Below are 20,187 nucleotides of genomic sequence, written 5' to 3' on the forward strand. Positions count from 1 at the left end.
AAGGAAGAAGGAAGAAGGAAGAAGGAAGAAGGAAGAAGGAAGAAGGAAGAAGGAAGAAGGAAGAAGGAAGAAGAAGGAAGAAGGAATCGACTGTACGAGCTTCAGTAATTAAGAACTTCCTAAACGTCTTAAGAACTCATATACTCTTGACTAATGACTCTTGACTAATGACTAATGACTAATGACTCTTGACTAATGACTCTTGACTAATCTAGCTTGTTGAATCCATTGTTGCACGCGATCGACTGAAGGAGTCAAATCATTGCGCTGCATTGTGGCTACATGGAGTCTGAGGATTTGTTGGTGCAACCTCTCCACGGGCATTTGAGCCAGTTGAGCTGCAGAAGCAACGCCCGCGTGCAGCAACAGCCCGCAATATTGACAGCCTACGCTCGGAATTCGAGCCAGCTCTGCCATCGCTACCCATTTATTAATATGTTTAACGTTAATGTGTAATTGATGTGCTAGCAACACTTTTGCTGCTTGTGTTTTCGTCATCCGAATTAGTTGTCCGATTGTGGTGATGCCACATTCTTCTAGTTGAGACTGGTTTTCATTGGTCAATCCTGGTAAGTGTTCGATCGGCCAGTCGCGTACTTGCGCGGAAGTTTTAGAGGCTGTGTGAGAAGTTTTCATGTTTTTTACGTGGATTTACTTATACTTTAAAGTCGAAAATATCAAACCGTCAATAGATGCGATCGCCTAGCGCGCAAAATCAACAACAACCAAACCAACGAATTTGGCTGATTGCGGGTGTTCAATTTTTGCTATATTGCTTGCACTGTAATGCTTATAGCGTTTTTGTGTTCGCAGTCTGGCACTGTTCCTGCTGAGCACAATCATGTCGGCGATGACGACAAAGACGATCGCCAAGATAGTACCAAAGATCGCAGCCAAAAATCAAATAAAGATTAGACTTTTACTGAAAATGGCTGCTAAATTTGAAGTCAGGACTTTAATGCTTTAACGCTGAGAATCTAAGGAATGAAGTCCTGACTTCAAACCAATTCAAATTTTCACTTGTTACCGATGAAAACTAAAAACTACGATTTGTTAAGAACTACTTTACACCAACGGCGGCAAAAACTTGCCAATTTAGTGAATTTTCCGGTAATTCTCTGGTCTGGGCGCAGCATTCCTCGGAATTATCCGGCACTTGTTTACCCTTTTCGCGCCAGCAGTCACTTCCTATATTTTGCAGGTTTGCCGTTAGAAAATGCTGCGATTCGCTTAGAATCTGGCAAATTAGAACTGTTCTTAGATGATGCAGATCCTAGTAGCACACTTTGGCACGGGGAAATGCCGAAAAGAGCGGAAATTGCTGAACTAATTGGGGCTGATGCTGCTTTCCCCATGACTGAATTAAAAGCGCGCTCCACAAATAGCGCAACGATCGCCCTTCAGGATAGCTTGATTCGGTTGCAACAGTCGGATATTCTAAATCGCGCTCTTGCACCGTCCAAAGCGCCAACCGGCATCGATCTAGAATTGACTCAGGCAGTCGTATCGCTGCGCCTGAGCCACGATGCAGCCAGTTTGGTCGAATTGCGTCAAGCTGCGGCTGTCACCGTAGCAGCACACAAAGCGGGTATGGCGGCAACTCGAAATGCTCGAATCGAAGCGGGGATTCGCGCTGCAATGGAAAGTGTGATCATCTCGGAAAATATGACCTGTGCCTATCCGAGTATTGTCACGGTACAGGGCGAAGTTCTGCACAGCGAACATTATCACAATCCGCTACAAATAGGAGATTTGCTGTTAGCAGATGTCGGTGCAGAAACATCAATGGGATGGGCGGCTGATGTGACTCGCACTTGGCCTGTTTCCGGCAAGTTTTCGCCGACTCAAAGAGCGATTTATGATGTAGTTTTGGCAGCGCACGATGCTTGTATTGAGAAAATTAGTCCTGGGGTAGAATATCAAGATATTCACCTGTTAGCTGCTCGGATTATGGCAGAAGGATTGGTTGATTTGGGTATTTTGCGGGGGAATGTTGAAGATTTGGTAGCAATGGATGCTCACGCGCTGTTTTTTGTGCACGGAATCGGGCATTTAATCGGTTTGGATGTTCACGATATGGAAGATTTGGGCGATTTGGCTGGCTATGCAGCAGGAAGAACGAGAAGCAGTCGGTTTGGGTTGGGATTTTTGCGGCTGAATCGTGTTTTGCGTCCGGGAATGCTGGTATCGATCGAACCGGGTTTTTATCAAGTTCCGGCAATTTTGAATAACTCTGAAAATCGCGCCAAATATAAAGAATTTGTAAAGTGGGACGAGTTGGAAAAATTCGCGGACGTGCGGGGCATACGCATTGAAGATGATATACTTGTTACCGAAGAGGGTAGAGAAGTATTAACAGGGAAATTGCCAGCGAAAGCTCAGGAAATTGAGGAGTTAGTTGCGGTAAGTATATAGGGATAGATCGCATTAGGGCGATCGTCCGCAGTTCCAACAGGCGAGACAAAAGATAAAAAAAGATGAACAAAGCTTGGCAAACAGGTATTTTGATGCTAGTTGAAAAACTAGCAGCGCAAGTCCAAAAATTTGCAGCGCGGAGACTTGCGCGATTTTTTCGCAACCGTATATCCTCGCCGCCGCCGATGCAAGCTGCACCTTTGCCCAGCAACGAAGAAGAGAGACTAAAAGCACTTCACAGCTACCAGATTCTCGATACAGATGCCGACGAAGCTTTTGATGATCTAACAGCTTTAGCATCCCACATTTGCGGCACTCCTATTGCTTTAGTCAGCTTAATAGATGCTAACCGACAGTGGTTTAAATCAAAAGTCGGTTTGGACGCGGTAGAAACTCCTAGAGAGTTAGCATTTTGCGCTCACGCTATTTTAAATCCTAACGAATTGTTAGTTATACCCAATGCTCTCGAAGATGATCGCTTTGCGGGGAATCCGCTAGTAACTGCCAATCCCAATATTCGGTTTTATGCTGGAGCGCCGCTCGTAACTTCTGACGGTTTTCCAATAGGCACTTTGTGCGCGATAGATACAGTTCCGCGCCATCTCACGCCAGAACAATTAGAAGCGCTGCGGACTTTAGGAAGGCAAGTTATTAGCCAAATGGAGTTGCGAATTAATTATGCTAAATTAAAGCGTGCCCAGATCCGGCAACAACAAGTTGAAGCAAAACTCCGTTCTAGTGACGAGCAAATTGTCAATTTTTTAGAAGGAATGAGCGATGCTTTTTTTGCTCTAGATCTCCAGTGGCGGTTTACTTACGTCAATTACAAAGCATCGCAATTTTTGCAGCGTGCGCCGGAAGAACTTTTTGGAGAAATTTTTTGGGAAGAGTTTCCCGATTTAATAAGTTCGGTATTTTATGAAGAGTGTCATGAAGCTGTAGCCAAACAAGTGGGAGTGACTTTTGATAAATATTATCGTCCCTTAAAAGTGTGGTTGGAAGTCCGGGCTTTTCCCAGTCACGATGGCATTTCTGTATTTTTTCACGATATAACCAAGCGCAAACAGATGGAATCTGCACTCAGGAAACAACAGAGAAAAACTGAAAGTTTACTGCTAAATATTCTGCCAGAACCGATCGCCAACAGGTTGAGGCGTGAACCGGGGGTAATTGCAGACAAGTTTGAAAAAGCCACAATTCTTTTTGCTGATTTGGTGAATTTTACCCAAATTTCTACCACTATGTCCGCGACTAAATTGGTACATTTGCTAAATGAAATTTTCTCAACTTTTGACCAACTTACTGACAAGCACGGGTTGGAAAAAATTAAGACGATCGGGGACGCTTACATGGTAGCGGGCGGTATTCCGATTGAACGCCCAGATCACGCAGAGGCGATCGCCGAAATGGCGCTGGATATGCTAGTAGCAATTCAGGAATTAAATGTGAAGCTAGACGCAAAATTTGATATCCGCATTGGGATTAATAGCGGCCCGGTGGTGGCGGGGGTAATCGGTACTAAAAAATTCATTTATGATTTGTGGGGAAATGCAGTAAATACAGCCAGCCGCATGGAATCTCACGGCATCCCCGGCCGCATTCAAGTTAGTTTTTATACTTACGATTTGCTGTCAGATAAATATGAATTTGAAGAGCGTGGCTTGATTGAAATTAAGGGTAAAGGGGAAATGCGGACTTATTTTATGACTGGTAGAAAGATAGCAAGCGAGATGGAAATAGTCGGAGAGTAAATATAGCATAGGGAAGTTCGGCAACGGATTTTTTAAGGGATTTAACGGAGGTCACGGATAGAGGGAATAGCGGATTTACCGCATGGATTTCAGCAATTAAGAATGTCCTGACGATGATGGCGGTTGCTATAAAGTTAAGACTTGAAAGTACCTGAACAATCAGGGGAATTCGGGAGGCTGCGATCGATCGCCAATCAGCCCCGATCGCAAACTAAGCAAAACCGCCGTCACAGATGAACCAAATCAGATTATGCTATACACACGCAGAGATATCCAAGCAATCCCAGGCGCGGTACTCGACGTTATAAAAATACTAAGTTGAAGTCGTCGGAGCCTTTAATATGGTTCAGTTTCATATTCAAACAGATAGCGATATTCCAGCGTCTACGCAACTATTCAATCAAATCAGGTTTGCGATCGCCTCGCGCCAGTTTCCACCCGGACACCGCTTGCCCAGTACCAGGCAACTAGCAATGCAGACGGGTTTGCACCGCAACACCATCAGCAAAGTATATCGACAACTCGAAAATACCGGACTTGTAGAAGCCCAAGCCGGATCGGGCATTTACGTCCGCGCTCAAGGCCACGAAGGTGGCAGCAAACTCAAATCCCCGATCCTTGATGAATATCCCCTCGCTAACAAAATAATTCAAGAAAGTATGGATCAACTGCTGGGACAGGGCTGTACGCTCAACCAAGCAAGGGAATTATTTTTGGCAGAAATTGACTGGCGACTCAGGTGTAGTGCGCGGGTGGTCGTCACAGCCCCCACAGAAGACATCGGCGTGGGAGAGCTGATGGCGAAAGAACTGGAACAAGCTTTGCGGATTCCCATCCAGTTAGTAGCGATGGAAGATTTAGGTACTTTTCTGGATAACATCTCTGCGGGAACTGTAATCACCAGTCGTTATTTTATCGGACAAGCGGAGTTAATTTCGGCGCCGCGTTCGGTGCGAGTGATTCCCGTAGACATCTATGATTATGTTGAGGAAATTCAGTTAGTGGGGAATTTGCCTAAGGATAGTTATTTGGGTATCGTCAGTTTGAGTTCGGGAATGTTGCGATCGACTGAAGTGATTATCCACAGTCTCCGGGGCGAGGATTTGCTGGTGATGACGGCTTTGCTGTCGGATGCCTACAAGATTAACTCGATCGTGCGATCGGCGAGAACAATTTTCTGCGACCAACCGAGCTTTGCTACAGTAAAAGCTGCCATTAACGCCGCCAGAGAGGATATTATTCGTCCCCCGCAACTGGTATGCTCCGAAAATTATATCGGATCTAAGTCGATTAATTTGCTCAAGCGCGAGTTGGGCTTGGGGTAAGTCAGTTGACAGTGGACAGTTGACAGTTGACAGTTGACAGAAGGAAGAGGGGGAGATTGGGAGATTGGGAGATTGGGAGATAATTGTCTAATTACCAATTACCAATTACCAATTACCAAATCTAAATGTGGTGATATCAGAAAGAGGAAAAATATGACAGTAGCAGCGCGACAAAGCAAGGCACAAATTCTAGAAGTAGAGTTGCAAAAGCACTTGCAAACAGCCGGATTTAAAAATTTACCGCTTTATATCAGTTGCGATTTTCGAGATGATTCTTTAACCGTTGTGGGAGAACACCCACGCAGTTTAGTTCTCAAAGCTAAACCGACTTTTGCGGTACTAGAAGCAGCAATTCTCGAAATAGAACCGGAAACTATTCAACAGATTGGACTTTGCTTAAAAATGACTGGGCAAAAACAGCCCTATGCTTTCCATTCTTTTACAATGCACAACCCTGTTTTGTCAAGACCCAAAACAGTGGAAGTGCGAAAGAAAACCAAGGAAATACCCGCAGCAGAAACGGGGATTGTGCTAGCAACAAATGCGGCAGATACGGCGGATGCAGCGGAGGAAATGCCGTTAGAAACAGATATTAAAGAGCAGGGAGATCATGAATATTTTCCTGATTTGTCTGAGAGTTCCAACAATTCCGATCCGATCGCCTTTAGAGTAGCTGCAATTCCTGGAGATTTTGCAGAAAATCCCTTCAATCCGCTAGACATGGAAGCGGTAACAGTTTCTCAAACACCAAAGTATTCACCGTGGGCGGTGCTGGCGGCGACAGGAATCGTCAGCTTGGCGGCGATAATTTTGGCAGGGGGTTATTACCTGTTGAGCCGCCCCTGTGTGATCGGAGAATGCCCTGCACTAGCTAATGCTAAACAGTTGAGCGACAATTCGGTAAGGACGCTGAAAACTTCCAAGGTTGCTAACAGCCCGGAAGAAGCGCAGGAACAGTTAAAAGGGGCGATCGCACTTTTGGAACCAATTCCCCCTTGGTCAATTCATCGCAGTGAGGCTCAAACCGCCCTGGAAAGCTATCGCGAGCAAAATCAAAATATCCAATCTGCGATCGATGCAGCGCGTCTGGCACAGTCGGCAGCCCGGAAAACCGAAAATCCGTCTTATTCTGCCGAGAGTGCGAAGGAAGCGCAGGCTCTGTGGCAAAGTGCGATCGCTCAACTCGGAGAAATCCCCAAAGACAGCCCAGTTTATCCGTATGCTCAAAGAAAGACGAAGGAATACCGGAAGAATTTAGCAAGTGGAAATCGGCTCCTGGGCGCAGAAACAAAAGCCGAAAAAACGTTGCTCGCAGCCAAAAGTACAGCTCAAATAGCAGAAGCTCGCGAAGCAGTAGCTCAGACAGCCGAGACATGGGGACAAGTGCAAGCAGGTTGGGAAAAAGCTCTGGACACCCTAGCAGAAATTCCCGGCAATACGCAATCCTATCAACAAGGTAAACTGCTAGCTCCGAAATACGAAACCAAGCTTTCACAAGCTCGCGAACGCAAAAATGTTGAAGGAATTTCGGAAAATGCCTACACTCAAGCTGTGACTTTAGCAGCAGAAGCTAGAATTTTTGAGGGCAAAAACGGCTGGTTTAAAGCATCAGAAAACTGGCGGAGAGCTTTGAGTTATGCCGAGCAAGTTCCGGTGGCTACTTCTTATTCCCAAAAAGCTAAACCGCTGATCGAATCCTACAAAATTTCATTGCAGCAAGCTGAAGTTAAGTTGCGGGAAGAAAGGAATCTGCAAAAAGCGCGCACGGATTTGGATAGAACTTGCAAAGGCAAGCCGAAGATTTGCGATTATACTGTTAGTAGTGGTTTGATTGCGGTGCAGATGACTCCCGGTTATGTGGAGAAGTTGCAACAAACTTTCATTCAGGCAAATAACAATAATTCTGTTAAGACTCGCCAAGCTGTGGAAAAGCACGTTGAAACTTTGCAAAAGGCCTTGGAGGCGATCGCCGAAAACGCGAAAATTCCGATGCAGGTTTACGATGGCGATGGTAAGCGGATTGCTAGTCACGAACCGAAGTAAGTGCGTTGAAGTGTGTTGAAGTGCGATCGTCCTGGCTCAGCTTAATATCGGCCGCGTCTTGTTTGTGGGGATGCTAGGTTGAGCTTGTCTGGCTAAACTAGGTGTAGGAGATTTAAATGTAGGGTGCGTCAGCCGGGGATTTTAGGTGTTTTTTGAGAAGCCGATCGCGCTGTGCACCCTTGAGGGATTTAAATGTAGGGTGCGTTAGTCTGGCGATTGTAGGTGTTGTTTGAGCAGCTAACTGCTGATGTACCGTACTACTTGATACTACTTCCCAAACAATTGTTGTCGGAGAGTCGATCGAGCCTGTGAGGCAAAATCGGCTAGAATATTTGTTTGTCTATACAATCCGAAAGTATTTAGCGTCATGGCAGTCCCTAAGAAGAAAACCTCCAAATCCAAGAAGAATATGCGTAAGGCCACATGGAAGCGCAAAGCTGTAGTGGCAGCTCAGAAAGCTCTGTCCCTGGGCAAATCGGTTCTGACTGGGCGTTCCAACAGCTTTGTGTATCCCGGCAATGAAGAAGAGGAGGAAGAATAAATAGATTAAAAATTAACCATTGGCATTTCTGATATTTTGCACCATTCTCGGTTGACAGGCTTTCCTGGCTGTTGAGCAACACATATATTTTCTTGTGGGTGGCCACTTCGGGCCGCCCTAAAGGAAAGCTTGAGAATGGTGCTAAATATGAGTTAATCCTTCCTTACATCCGGTAAAATCAGCATGGCATCGCCAAAAGAATAAAATCTGTACTGGTGATCGATCGCCTCTCGGTATAAATCCAACAGCCGAGGCCTTCCCACCATCGCACTTAACATCATCATCAAAGTAGAGCGCGGCAAGTGAAAATTGGTAATCATCCCGTCCACAACCCGCCACTTGTAACCGGGATAAATAAACAAATTTGTCTGGCCGCAAAAAGGTTGCAAGGAAAAATCGCCACTCGCCGCGGCAGATCCCTCTAAAGCTCGCACTGCTGTAGTACCCACCGCAAAGATCCGCCCGCCTCTAGCTTGAGTTTCGCGGATTTTCTCTACGGTGGCGGCCGATACTTCCACCCATTCATTGTGCATTTGGTGAGTCGTCACGTCTGCCACCTCCACGGGGCGAAACGTCCCTACTCCGACGTGGAGGGTGACAAAAGTTTTGTCAATTCCCCGCTGCTCCAAGCGGCTAAACAATTCTTCGGTGAAGTGCAGACCTGCTGTGGGGGCCGCCACCGCCCCAGGTTTTTCGGCATAAACAGTCTGGTACTGTTCCGGCGAAGCTTGGGACTTGTCAATGTATGGCGGCAGGGGTACATGGCCGTATTCGTCCAAAAACTTCGCCAGAGTCGCATCTGTGGGGATGTCAAACTCTAACAGCCGTCCTCCTGTTGACTCATCCCTGGCAATTACTGTAGCAGTCAATCGACGATCGACTGCCACAGCGTCGGGAAGGCAACAGCAAGGGCCTGCGGATTCTTCACAGTGTGGATCAAACTCAATTTTTGCTCCTAATTTTAAGCGTTTCCCTGGTTTAACCAAAGCGAGCCAGCAGTTGTGCTGCCGTTCTTCCATCAACAATATCTCCACAGCCGGGCCGTTGGGTTTGTGCCCGTAGAGCCTCGCTGGCAACACGCGGGTGTTGTTCAGTACCAGCAAGTCTCCGGGTTCTAGCAAATCGGGTAAATCCCGGAAAATCCGGTGTTGGTGACTGCTGGGAGAGTCTACCACCAGCAACCGAGAACTGTCCCTCGGCACTACGGGATTTTGGGCAATGCGCGAGGGCGGAAGTTCGTAGTCATAACCGTCCAAAGACCAGTCAATCTCTGTCATCTGGTGAATTCCTGTCAAAAATCTGTCAACTGGGTAACAAATTGGGTAAAAACCCCCATCTCAAGTCGGGTGGTTTTCCCCTTGTGGTGGCGGGTAGAGTCCGCGAGTATAGAGGTATAGCATCAGCTTTGCTCATAAGGCTCATAAGGATCGTTATGGAATACCTCTACTACATCGCCAATACTAGCCTTACTCTGAGAGTCGTGGATTACCTACGCACAGCTCATCATCTTCCCTTGCAATTTATCACTGTTATTCACCAAATAGACGGCTGGGTGGTGAAGGTGAAAATGAGCCAATATTTAACTCCAGGAATGCACGGAGATTTTCGGGCTTTTATGAACGAACTGGGGATTCCTTACGATCCTGAAATTCGCTTGCAGATGGCACTTTGGAGTTTGGAAACCGGACAGTCGCCGCTGAGCGTGATGCGTCGCTACCAGGTGGCAGTGGTTTGTCACGGCAGTCCTGACCGTAAGGAAATTGAAGCGTTTCGCCAACAGTTTGTCAAGGGTCTGGGATATTGCCCGGAAACTTTGGCCTAGACTGCTACGCATATAAATTAACTGTGATGGCAGAGAGAGAGGGGGAGAAGGCGATCGGGGGAGAGGATTTAACGCTGTTTCCACGTCCGTTAAAGTTGAAGAGAGATATGGGCGGCAGTAAGGGCAAGTTAACAATTAAAAATTACTAAGTGGCATTGCTTTTTGATTTTACCGTGTAATTTTTAATTTGACATTTCTAATTACTAAAAGCCGATCGAATGTATTCTTGCAGGGTGAGCAGGTAATTTCCGGCAAGGACGGATTGAGAGTTAGGCACCGTTAAGGGTGGTACTATGTGCTTCGTGTTTTGCCGTGAGGGTTCGCACCTGACTAGGGCGACATCAAAGCGACAAGAATTATTTGCTAAATCTGGACGAGTGCTTAAAAATATTTCGGCGGTTTGCCAAAGTTTGGCTTGTTTTGTGGCACTAACAGCCAGCATTCCGCCAGCATCCCAATTTCTGCGGCGGCGAGTTTTGACCTCTACAAAGGCTAATGTCGGGAATCGGTGATTGGGAATGCCTGGTTTTTTGGCGCTGTCTTCATCTTTTCCGAGAGCAATGATGTCAATCTCTCCCCAGCGACAGTGGTACTGTCGATGCAGAATTTCCCAACCTTGCTGCTGTAACCACTCGGCGACTAAGTTTTCTCCCAATGTGCCCAAAACCCTAGATTTTGGGGATTGAGGAGAGTTGGAGTCGGCGGGAGCTAGGGAAGAGGATCGCTTTCTGGTAAAATTCAATTCTGAACTTTCATCGCTGCCCATTAGCTTTAAATTGTATGACTTCTGGAATTCGCCAACATATTTATACTTTCTTGCTGAGTTTTATTATTTTAGCAGTAATTGCCGCTGGGGCGATCGCCATCAATCCCGCACCTGCTTTCGCCTTGGATCGTGACAAAGAAATTCTAGTTGGCGCTGATTTTAGTGGACAAGTTCTGACTAACGACAGTTTTAATAAAGCTAATCTTCGCAACAGCAATTTTACTAATGCAGATTTACGAGGCGTAAGCTTGTTTGGTGCCAATATGGAAGAGGCAAATTTAGAAGGCGCTAATTTAAGGGGTGCGACTTTGGATTTGGCTCGCATGATGAACGCAAATTTAACAAATGCTATCCTTGAGGGTGCTTTTGCTTACAATACCAGACTGGAAGGAGCTGTGATTGACGGTGCTGATTTTACTGAGACACTGCTGCGAGACGATATGATCGAAAAACTTTGTAAAGTCGCAAAAGGTACTAATCCGGTGACTGGGAGAGAGACTCGCGAAACTCTGTTTTGTGATTATTAAAAGATAGGACGTACGGTTTCAACCGCCGTGTCTTTTAAAATCTTATTAGCCCCAAGGTACGGAGGTTAAATCGTAAAAATTAACTTGACGCAGCCGCTCTAATTCCTCTATCCATTCTTGTTCGGCGCAGAGTTGCTGGTAATATTCTATGGCAGCATCGGTTTTCTGCCACATATCGAGTGCAATTCTCCGCCGCTTGATGCTGATGATTTGCTCGATACAGGCGATCGCAGATCGAATGACTAAAGGCGCGCGATAAACGTTTCTTTCGGAAAACTCGTTTAAATGAAATAAATGGGAGATTTGATTGAGTTGAGTAGGATATTCAATGAAGCTATCTTGCAATTTCAATATTAACTCAGTAGGCGCTGCTTGTAAATAGATGTTGTGCAATATTTCTGCATTCAAAATTAAGTGCCACAAAAATCTGTGATGAGACAAGCTAAACTGCACATCTCTAGCTTCTATGGCTTCTCTGACTTCTTGGCGGTATTCGGGACAGTGTAAGTAAATCTGCAATAATTGCGCTTCTGCTTCTTCTAACAGACTTCGGGCTGCTACTGAAAAGCCTGTTTTTGAGCTTTTGCTTTCGCTGGTACGTTGTTTTTTATATTGTTTGTTCGGCTTTAGCTTGTTTCTAATTAACAGAGGCATTGTCAAAGCTTCGTCTTGACTCAGCCGCTGTCCCCAATCGCTGACTACTTGATTTAATAAGTTTTCGGCGAGCATTTTTGTGAGTCGAAAATCTCCTTTGCTGAGGATTTCGGCGCATTTTTGTAGATAATGTGATAGCTGATTGTCATCAGTAATATTGGTTAATAATTTAATAATTTTTTTGGTAATTTGCTGGGAAGTATCTGCTTGTTTCAAATCTTGATTGACGAGCATTTGTTGCAGTTGCCAGTCGATCCACAATGGAGCGTTTTCGAGCAATTCTCGATACTGTTCTGGGGAGTATGTTTTGAGATATTCGTCGGCATCTTTGCCGTCGGGAATGTTGAGCACTCGCAGTTGTACTTCTCCTTGATAGGCGAGTTGTTCTATTTCTCCAATGGCGCGCTCTGCTGCTTTAGTGCCTGCTTTGTCGGCGTCGAAGTTGAGGATAATTTGTTTAGAATCAGTGTACCGCAATAACTGCCGCACTTGGTTTAAACTCAGGGCTGTGCCGAGGGAGGCGACGGCGTTGGAGATGCCCGCTGCCTGAAGTGCGATCGCATCAAAGTACCCCTCTACGACGATCGCGCGATCGGCTTTGCTAATGGCTGTTTTGGCTGTATCTAAGCCATATAAAGTCTTACCTTTATCGAACAGTTCTGTTTCAGGAGAATTGAGGTATTTCGGTTGTTCGTCGCCGAGAGCTCTGCCGCCGAAACCGATGACTCTGCCTTGGGTATCGCGAATGGGAATCATGATGCGGTTGCGGAAGCGATCGTAATAGCCACTGCCGCCTGATTTGCGTGGTACAATTAGTCCTGCTTGTTCTACTAATTGCGCGGGATAGTTTTTTTGTTCTACTAAATAACTATACAGTGCTTCCCAACCTTGGGGTGCATAACCTATTTGAAATTGTTGGATAGTTTCTTCGCTGAGTTGGCGATCGGATTTGAGATATGCTAAGGGTTCTTGTCCTTGGGTTTGCCGCAATGCGTGTTCGTAAAACTTGGCTGTTAGTGCTGAGATTTCATAAAGTTGTTCCCGCAGAGAAATTTGGCGCTGTAATTCTTGTCGGTGTTCTGGTTCGACTGTTTTGATGGGGACTTGATAATTTTTAGCTAGTTCTAATACGACTTCGCTGAAAGAGCGTTTGTCTAATTCCATGAGGAATTTAAAGGCATTCCCGCCTGCACCGCAGCCGAAGCAATAGTACATTTGTTTGGCTTGATTGACAGTGAAACTAGGAGATTTTTCGTCGTGGAATGGGCATAATCCGACGAATTCTTTGCCGCGTTTTTTTAAGATGACTCGACCGGAAATAACGTCTACTATGTCGGCTCTTTGTTTGACTTCTTCGATTGTTTCTGGGTGCAGCCTGGGAACTTGCATAGGGCTATTTTATGACAATTAAAAGTATGTTTATTTTGAACGATCGCACAATTTGAGTTTTCGTAGAAACCGGGTTTTTTATGAAAATATTTCGTTACAGCCCGTATCTTCGGCTTAAAAACTCGGTTTATTTGGTCTTAAGTAGGTGGTTACAAATAAACATTAGATGAGGAGAGGGCGGGTTTTGTACTCATCTTCTCGCTTGTATACGAGTGCTCTTAGCTGAACCCGCTCCTACCAGGGGCGGGTTGACCAACCATCTATAATTCCCACAAACAATTCACATAAACCCGCCCCACCAAGCGACTATTTCCTAAGATACAAAATTGGATAGCCAATTAAGCAAGTTCAATTCATGAAGAATAATTTGCCTAGCTTCAGCAATCTTCTCCCTCGCTTCTTGCCAATAATCCGCAGTAGCAATCACTTCTTTAATAAATTCTACTCCCTTTTGATCCAAACTAGGCAAGCGCAAAAAACTTCCCGCAGGCAACAACTTATCCGCCGCCGCACCGCCGTAATAAATCGGCAAATTCCAAGCTAACAAAGCATCCCAAAGTTTCTCGCTGACATACCAATCATTTTCTGCATAATTTTCAATAGCCAAATTGTAATAATAAGGTGCGACGGCGTGCCATTTATTGTTAACCGTGCCATTTCCCCACGCCCAAGTTGGCAAATTTCGCCCGTAAAGGTCAAAATCTAATTCTGCTTCTTGCAGCAATTTTATAAAATCTAATCTGCGCCGATGGTTGGCGGTGCGACTAACGCCCGAAGTTATCCAAGAACAGGATTTAGTTTTATTTGGTAGTGGCATTTCGTTCAATTCTCGAAATGAGTTAGAGTGATACCAAATCGCGGGCATATAATCGGGTTTGGGTGCGAAGTCGTCGGGCCCGGAAACGTAACCGCAATCAAGTTTTGCTTGTTCGTAGTTGGCTTTGGTGATCTCAATTACTTCTGCTAAAGGTGGCTCTCTAATTAGGTAGATAATGCGTTCTTTGGGAACGTTGCGGAATTTATGTCGAATGTCATTATCTGGATTTTGATGCTTGTATTGGCGTATTTTGTCGAGCCATGACTGCTGTTTGGGCTGTCGGGGAAAGTCGAATTGATACATGAGTAAAAAATCTGGTTCTGGATGGTTGGCGAGCATTTGAATGTTGCCCCATTTTCCGAAATTTTCCGGTGTTTGTTGCCACAACCAATCGCTTTGGTTCATGCCTGGGTATGTGGTAATTGTGCCGATAATTTTTGGGGTCATAAATTGATGTTTTGCGGGTTTTATTCTTGAGTCTGGGTAGGCAGACTTTGTTTGTGTAGTCGCGGTTTAAACCGCCGACTCTTATCTAACAAATAATTTGCGATCGCACATCCGCATCCACATAACTCAAAATTTTTTCTATTCTATTTTCCCAAGAAAACTGCTTGACAAAATATAATGTTTCTGCATAACCTTCGCTCCTCCTCGGATATTTGGCTAAACTATCTCGAATGCTTTGCGCAAACCTATATGGGTTATCCGGTTCGCACCAAATTGCAGCTATTTTTCCAGATTTGAATTCCATTAAAGATGCAATTTCTGTGGCTATAATTGGAGTTCCCGATGCCATATAATCAAAGAATTTTAAAGGAGATGTGAATGTTGCAGCCTCTGTCTGACAGTGAGGGTGAGTCAAAACATCCGCCGCTTGCAGCAAGCTGGCTAGTTGATTTTGAGGCAGGTAGCCGAGAAAATTGATGTTCTTGACCTGCTTGTCTGTGGCTAGCTGCTGGTATGCTGTTACTTGGGATGAGTCACCACCGGCGATCGCAAATTGAACTTCCGGCAACTCCCGCGCCACATCCACCAACATATCCACACCTTTAAATGGGTAAAGTCCGCCCGCGTAAACTGCTAAATACTGCCTATCATCGGCTAATAATTGCTGTCGCCAATTCTCCGCTGCGACTGTTTGTCTCACCAAAAACAACTGGTTAAAACCATTGTGCAGCATAATGACTTTTTCCGCTGGCATCCCATTCTCAATCATGGTATGTCGCACAGTATCAGCAACAGTTACAGCAATTTGAAATAAAGGATTGCAAACAATTTCCGGCTCAAACTTCTTATTTTCATGGTGATGTTGTTCGTAGATAGCGGGAATTCCATTTTTGATGGCAGCTTTGACAAAGTTCCAGTCGCGGCTGTGGACAATTTTTGTCGATTTAAGCAGGTGAATCGGTAAATAGTATTTTGAAACTATTGTACTCGCACTCGTCCACTTGCTGTCCCAAAAGTCGATCGGCCACGGTACGGGCAAATCTGCTACTTTTAGCTGTTCCTGAAGATTGTAAATTTTGGCAAGTTGATCGTCCGGTTTTCTCGGTCTAAAAGGAAAAAGCAAATCAACCGGATTCAAAGCACTCCAGCCTTTGCGGAGGTATGCCAAAACTGCTGGATAACCGAGATTTGCGGCGGCATTGGCAGAGTTGGTAACTTGAACTAAGCTGGCTACATTGGGTTGCGGTAAAGTATTTCTGGTAAAAAATACATAATATTTAGACATGGATTTTTAACTGATTTTCTACTTGTTAACTGTCTGACGCTTAATCGTACTTTCTATAAATTCTAAAGTCGTGAAAATATTAGCAGCCGAATGATATGATTCTCTGATTAACTCATCTCTTTCTTCGGGAGAATCAACCATTTCATCTACTAGCAATTTCAGGTAAGCTATCATCGGAGTCAGGCGAGTGCGAATTTCGTAAGAACCTCTAATTAAAGCTTCATCACGAGCGGTTTCTTCGGCAAATTGCATTGAATACAAGCGAGTGTAGTAACCTCCCTTGGCGAGCAATTCTTCGTGGGAGCCAATTTCTACTACTTGCCCGCGATCGATTACGGCGATTTTGTCGGCTTTTTGGACTGTGGAGAGGCGGTGGGCGATCACTAAGGTTGTGCGATCGCAACTCAGTTTCTCGATCGCCGATTGCACATACCTTTCCGAAACCGTATCCAACGAACTCGTAGCCTCATCTAAAATCAAAATTTCCGGGTTTTGCAGCAAAGCTCTAGCAATAGAAATTCTCTGACGCTGCCCTCCCGATAATATCACACCGCGATCGCCAATTTGAGTATCCAACCCCTCCGGCAACAGTTCGATAAACTCATAAGCATTCGCCCCCTGTGCCGCTTGCACAATTTCTGCCTCAGTCGCTTGGGGCTTAGCGTAAGCAATATTTTCGCGCACAGAAGCATTAAATAAAAACGTATCTTGGCTAACAATACCCATCGCTTTTCTGAGACTTTTTAGATCAAATTCGCGCAAATCCGTGCCATCTATCGAGATATTACCTTCTGTAGGATCGTAAAATCTCGGCAATAAATCTGCCAAAGTTGACTTCCCAGAACCCGAAGTTCCTACCAAAGCCAAAGTAGTGCCGCAAGGTAGAAATAAATCAATTCCTTGAAGGACTAAACTTTTGTGATTCGGATAACTAAAAGATATTTTATTAAAACTGATTCCCGATCGCAAATGAGTGTAAGGCACAGAACCGTTCAGCATAAACGGCTTGTCATCGCAGCTCAAAAAATCATTAACCACCTCTACACTAGCCGACGTATTAGCAAATTGACTGCGCCCGCTATTCAACTGTGAAATTAAAGGGATTAATCGAAACAGTACCAATAAATAGGTTAATAAAATTGTAGCAATAGACTCTATCTCATTCGCAAATATTGTGCGACCTATAAATACAATCAAAATTATAACTATCAAATTAACAACTTCGTTAATTGGGGCGATCGCCGCATAATTTACCTGAGCCTGAAAATCCGCTTGTTCTCGCCTTTGAATTAAATGCTTGATCCGCTGATACTCCCTTTCCTCGTTCCCCGTTGACTTAACCAGCCGAATCCCTGTAATCGTTTCCAACACCCTAACCGAATAATCTTTCGACATTTCAGAAAGAAGGTGGCCAAAATGCTTGGAACGGTTAATAATATATTGATTTGTCCAAGCAACTAACGCCAGCAAAACTGTAGCTGTCACCGTCAGTTTCCACGAGATAGAAAGTAGCAGACCCACAAAAACCAAAACCGTGATTGAGGTAGTAAACATTCCGATGGCCGTACCAACTGCACTAGCAGTCCGACCAATCTCTCCGCCTAATCTATTAATTAAATCCCCGACTTTAGTTTTAGAGTAAAAATCTAAATCTACTTCTAACAACAACCGCAAACCTGCGTCTCGCAAATCAAAAGTCAGAGAGCGGGTCAGAGAAGTAGCTACTAAAGTATTGATATAACTCGCAACATTTTTTAAAAAAATTGCCAGCACAACCGCCCCGGTCATCAGCATTAAACGCTGATTTCCGGGCATTCCCTCAAAGGGATACATCAAAGTTTTAATTAGAGGTGGAGCACCACGCAGCTCGATAGCTTCCTCTAAAAAACTTAAAAGCACTGGTACAATCAGAGTAGTGCTGATACCGTTAAATAAAGCGCCAGAAAAGCCCAGCATCACAGTTAAGAGAATCCTGCCGGGATATCGTCTGGCAAATTTTAGGAGTAGCTTATTTGCAGACATGAAGCATTCCCAGCTAAACAGTACGGCATCTCAAAATATTCTTTAATAACAGACAGTTTTTCTTCCTCCCGTGAGTGGTTTTAAAATAACATTTACAGACCTGCGATTATATCTGAAAGAATCGGTTTCATTGCTTGAATACTATATTTTTTCATACATCTTTCCCGAGCTTTCATTCCTTGTAAATTAGCCGCTGTCAAATTTTGAAATATCCATTGAATTTTTTGTGAAATTTGAGCGGGAGAACTCGGATCGACTAAATAACCCGTTCCCCCTAAAATTGTTGGAATATCCCCCACTCGCGTAGACAAAACAGGCTTAGCCATTGCCATGCCATCTGTCAACTTGAGCGGAAACTGAGCCACGGCTGTGAGAGTTTCTCGCTGAGGAACAACGACAACATGAGCCGCCGCTACAACCGACGGCATCGTCTCCACTGGAAACCTTGGCAGTTTAATAATCCAACGCCCCCATTGTTTCACAAGTTTATCATCATAATCATCATAAGGACTCCCGCCGACGATCGCTAATTTTAAATCGGGCTCATTTAACTGTTCAAGCGCCATCAAAACATCCTCCACGCCTTTATGAGGTCGCGGTGCCCCCGGAAACATCAGAACTCTATACCCGGACAAGCCGTAACGCTGTCTGCTCAATTCAGGATTGTATTTAGCAGGGTCGAACATTACAGTATCCTTACCATTCGGCAAATATACACCACCAAAACGCTGTTTTAAAAACTCAGTATGAACGGTGACTGCATTAGCACGGTGGATGAGACTTTCCATCCACTTGAGATAGAGCGGATTATCTGGTTCTCTCAATTGACCGTTGTGTTTAAAAATATCTCGATAAAGTTGTTTGAAAGAAGGACGGTATTTCCATTCATCTCCGCCGTACCAGCTCAGTTCCCAGTCATCTATATCTAAAATTAGAAAGTGGCGAGTCGTCAGTTTTTTTAGCAGTGATAACCCAAAACTTGTAGGTTTAGGTTTGACTGCATAAATAATATCCCCATCTATTTTTTTCCAAAGTTTTTGAGCATCCCTCAAAAACCCCGGATAATTGTTACCAGGTATCGCACATACCCGGATATTTCGGGGAGGAATAGCATACAATTCCTTGCCAAACTGAAATCCAACAACTTCTACATCACATTGAAGCTCTATCAGGACTTGAGCTAATAAAAAAGCACGAATTGCACCTGCTCCTGACAAATCGCTCACTACTAATGAAACTTTCACTGAGTATTTTGTTTATAACATTTGTTTGATTTTCCTACTTAACCGAGCTTTTGTCAAGGCGATGGGTAGTCACGCACTCCCGACCAAAGAAACCGGGTTTTTAACTAGGACAAAGGGCAGCAAGGAAGTATTTTGGCAAAAAAAAGTGATGAATCCAGAACTGTTATTCACTCGATCAATAATTCTCCTAGGTGAATTTTTAGATATATTTTCTGATATGTTGAGGCTAATTTTTTTTATTTTGGGCTAATTTTTGTTGTTTTTGATGCAGTTTACCAACAAACTTTAATTATTTAAAACGCCAGGGATTGTTAAGTTGATTTGGTAAAAATATTTTAGCAGTGCGATCGACTATTTGAGTCAAGAACGATCGCGTCACGTTCTTCGCGTACTGAGGGCGGTAAGGATAAGTGCAGTGCATTACTTTAATCGGTTTGTCGATCGCATAAACATCTTTCCACTTATCCAAGTAATTGTAAACCGGGGACAAAGTTGTCATTTTCGGTTTCACCGATTCAACAGCCGCCGCAAAAGCTCCCTGGTCTTTCAATAGTAGCACATTTTGATGCGCCACTACCATGTCGAAATATTTCTTAAAGTTTATAAACAATTCCTGAGTTTTACTGCTTTTCGTAAAAGCGATAAATCCGCCATTGTATTGAATGCTATTTTCATTTAGCGGCAACCCGACAGACTGCAAAGTTGACAGAATATCCTGCTTGACTCTTAATAAATTTGCAGCTTTAGCAATCGCCGGCTGCACATCTTCAGTCACCAACAAATCCACCCCATCAAGAAGATCAAACACCTCATCAATTGGCGACAGCAAACAAATATCACAATCCATATAAATAGTTTTCTCAAATAAAGATTCCCCGTACAAAGCCAGCTTAGCTTGCCGCGACGCTAAAACCGGATTTTCGTGAGACGGTGCAGGTTTCAATATGACATTTCCAAACAGCAGAAGTAAAGGATATAAAAATTGAGGGACTCTATCTATTAAAATAATAATGGGTTCGCGGTGAAACTTCCTGACAGACGCCAAAAAATGAACGCAATCCTGGAAAGAGTAAAGACCAGTTAATATAGTGATAAATCCCTTGACTGCTAATTTATTTGAATTCATTGATTTACTTATT

At 44.4% G+C, this 20,187-nt stretch carries 18 protein-coding genes; 9 read left to right on the top strand and 9 right to left on the bottom strand.

Translation table 11 applies throughout. The features are described from left to right. Positions 1-192 precede the first annotated feature (192 nt). Positions 193-636 carry a DUF4332 domain-containing protein gene (locus tag QUB52_RS22365; RefSeq protein ID WP_332972571.1) on the bottom strand — a complete coding sequence of 148 codons (444 nt, stop codon included), beginning with the start codon at positions 634-636 and terminating at the stop codon, positions 193-195. Positions 637-786: 150 nt separating this feature from the next. Between QUB52_RS22365 and QUB52_RS22370 the strand changes: the two genes are divergently transcribed. The 6 genes from QUB52_RS22370 (at position 787) to rpmF (ending at position 8,075) form a co-directional block, all read left to right on the top strand. Next, positions 787-915 carry a hypothetical protein gene (locus QUB52_RS22370; RefSeq protein ID WP_332972570.1) on the top strand — a complete coding sequence of 43 codons (129 nt, stop codon included), beginning with the start codon at positions 787-789 and terminating at the stop codon, positions 913-915. Positions 916-1,029: 114 nt separating this feature from the next. After that, on the top strand, positions 1,030-2,415 hold the full coding sequence (locus tag QUB52_RS22375; protein ID WP_265235328.1) for an aminopeptidase P family protein: 1,386 nt from the start codon (positions 1,030-1,032) through the stop codon (positions 2,413-2,415). 185 nt (positions 2,416-2,600) lie between these two features. Next, positions 2,601-4,166, top strand: coding sequence for an adenylate/guanylate cyclase domain-containing protein (locus tag QUB52_RS22380; protein WP_442923167.1), 1,566 nt, complete (start codon positions 2,601-2,603; stop codon positions 4,164-4,166). Positions 4,167-4,507: 341 nt separating this feature from the next. After that, positions 4,508-5,491: a GntR family transcriptional regulator gene (locus QUB52_RS22385; protein ID WP_265235331.1), complete on the top strand. Its 984-nt coding sequence runs from the start codon at positions 4,508-4,510 to the stop codon at positions 5,489-5,491. Between the two features lie 153 nt (positions 5,492-5,644). Further along, positions 5,645-7,534 (top strand): hypothetical protein, encoded by a 1,890-nt coding sequence (locus QUB52_RS22390; RefSeq protein WP_332970386.1) that lies wholly within the window; start codon positions 5,645-5,647, stop codon positions 7,532-7,534. A 367-nt stretch (positions 7,535-7,901) separates the two neighbouring features. After that, a complete protein-coding gene (gene rpmF, locus QUB52_RS22395; RefSeq protein WP_006632406.1) occupies positions 7,902-8,075 on the top strand; it encodes a 50S ribosomal protein L32 in 174 nt (57 codons plus the stop codon). A 152-nt stretch (positions 8,076-8,227) separates the two neighbouring features. Here rpmF and queA read toward each other — a convergent pair whose 3' ends face one another. Further along, positions 8,228-9,352 carry a tRNA preQ1(34) S-adenosylmethionine ribosyltransferase-isomerase QueA gene (queA, locus tag QUB52_RS22400; RefSeq protein WP_332970385.1) on the bottom strand — a complete coding sequence of 375 codons (1,125 nt, stop codon included), beginning with the start codon at positions 9,350-9,352 and terminating at the stop codon, positions 8,228-8,230. A 155-nt stretch (positions 9,353-9,507) separates the two neighbouring features. Here queA and QUB52_RS22405 point away from each other — a divergent pair, with 155 nt between their 5' ends. Together QUB52_RS22405 and QUB52_RS22410 are read left to right on the top strand one after the other, a co-directional pair. Beyond that, positions 9,508-9,897, top strand: coding sequence for a hypothetical protein (locus QUB52_RS22405; RefSeq protein ID WP_265235338.1), 390 nt, complete (start codon positions 9,508-9,510; stop codon positions 9,895-9,897). A 26-nt stretch (positions 9,898-9,923) separates the two neighbouring features. Continuing rightward, entirely contained in the window at positions 9,924-10,046 is a 123-nt protein-coding gene (locus QUB52_RS22410; protein WP_265235339.1) for a hypothetical protein, read from the top strand. Between the two features lie 47 nt (positions 10,047-10,093). Here the strand turns inward: QUB52_RS22410 and QUB52_RS22415 are convergent, their stop codons facing one another. Beyond that, on the bottom strand, positions 10,094-10,663 hold the full coding sequence (locus QUB52_RS22415; protein WP_332970384.1) for a YraN family protein: 570 nt from the start codon (positions 10,661-10,663) through the stop codon (positions 10,094-10,096). A 14-nt stretch (positions 10,664-10,677) separates the two neighbouring features. Between QUB52_RS22415 and QUB52_RS22420 the strand changes: the two genes are divergently transcribed. After that, a complete protein-coding gene (locus QUB52_RS22420) occupies positions 10,678-11,190 on the top strand; it encodes a pentapeptide repeat-containing protein (RefSeq protein WP_265235341.1) in 513 nt (170 codons plus the stop codon). Between the two features lie 45 nt (positions 11,191-11,235). On the opposite strand, the gene dnaG is transcribed toward QUB52_RS22420, so the two are convergent. The 6 genes from dnaG to QUB52_RS22450 all read right to left on the bottom strand — a co-directional run bounded on the left by dnaG (position 11,236) and on the right by QUB52_RS22450 (position 20,174). Then, complete coding sequence (dnaG, locus tag QUB52_RS22425; protein WP_265235342.1) at positions 11,236-13,233, bottom strand: DNA primase; 1,998 nt, start codon at positions 13,231-13,233, stop codon at positions 11,236-11,238. Between the two features lie 313 nt (positions 13,234-13,546). Further along, the gene (locus tag QUB52_RS22430; protein ID WP_332972568.1) at positions 13,547-14,497 is read right to left on the bottom strand and encodes a glycosyltransferase family 10 domain-containing protein; all 951 of its coding nucleotides are present in this window, start codon (positions 14,495-14,497) and stop codon (positions 13,547-13,549) included. 85 nt (positions 14,498-14,582) lie between these two features. Further along, positions 14,583-15,782: a glycosyltransferase family 4 protein gene (locus tag QUB52_RS22435; protein WP_332972567.1), complete on the bottom strand. Its 1,200-nt coding sequence runs from the start codon at positions 15,780-15,782 to the stop codon at positions 14,583-14,585. 18 nt (positions 15,783-15,800) lie between these two features. Further along, the gene (locus QUB52_RS22440; protein WP_265235345.1) at positions 15,801-17,804 is read right to left on the bottom strand and encodes an ABC transporter ATP-binding protein; all 2,004 of its coding nucleotides are present in this window, start codon (positions 17,802-17,804) and stop codon (positions 15,801-15,803) included. A gap of 92 nt (positions 17,805-17,896) precedes the next feature. Next, positions 17,897-19,048 carry a glycosyltransferase family 4 protein gene (locus QUB52_RS22445; protein WP_265235346.1) on the bottom strand — a complete coding sequence of 384 codons (1,152 nt, stop codon included), beginning with the start codon at positions 19,046-19,048 and terminating at the stop codon, positions 17,897-17,899. Between the two features lie 289 nt (positions 19,049-19,337). Further along, the gene (locus QUB52_RS22450; protein WP_265235347.1) at positions 19,338-20,174 is read right to left on the bottom strand and encodes a hypothetical protein; all 837 of its coding nucleotides are present in this window, start codon (positions 20,172-20,174) and stop codon (positions 19,338-19,340) included. Positions 20,175-20,187 lie beyond the last annotated feature (13 nt).

This window comes from Microcoleus sp. A6-C6 (genome assembly GCF_036705955.1).
In the GTDB taxonomy this organism is placed as follows: Bacteria; Cyanobacteriota; Cyanobacteriia; order Cyanobacteriales; family Microcoleaceae; genus Microcoleus.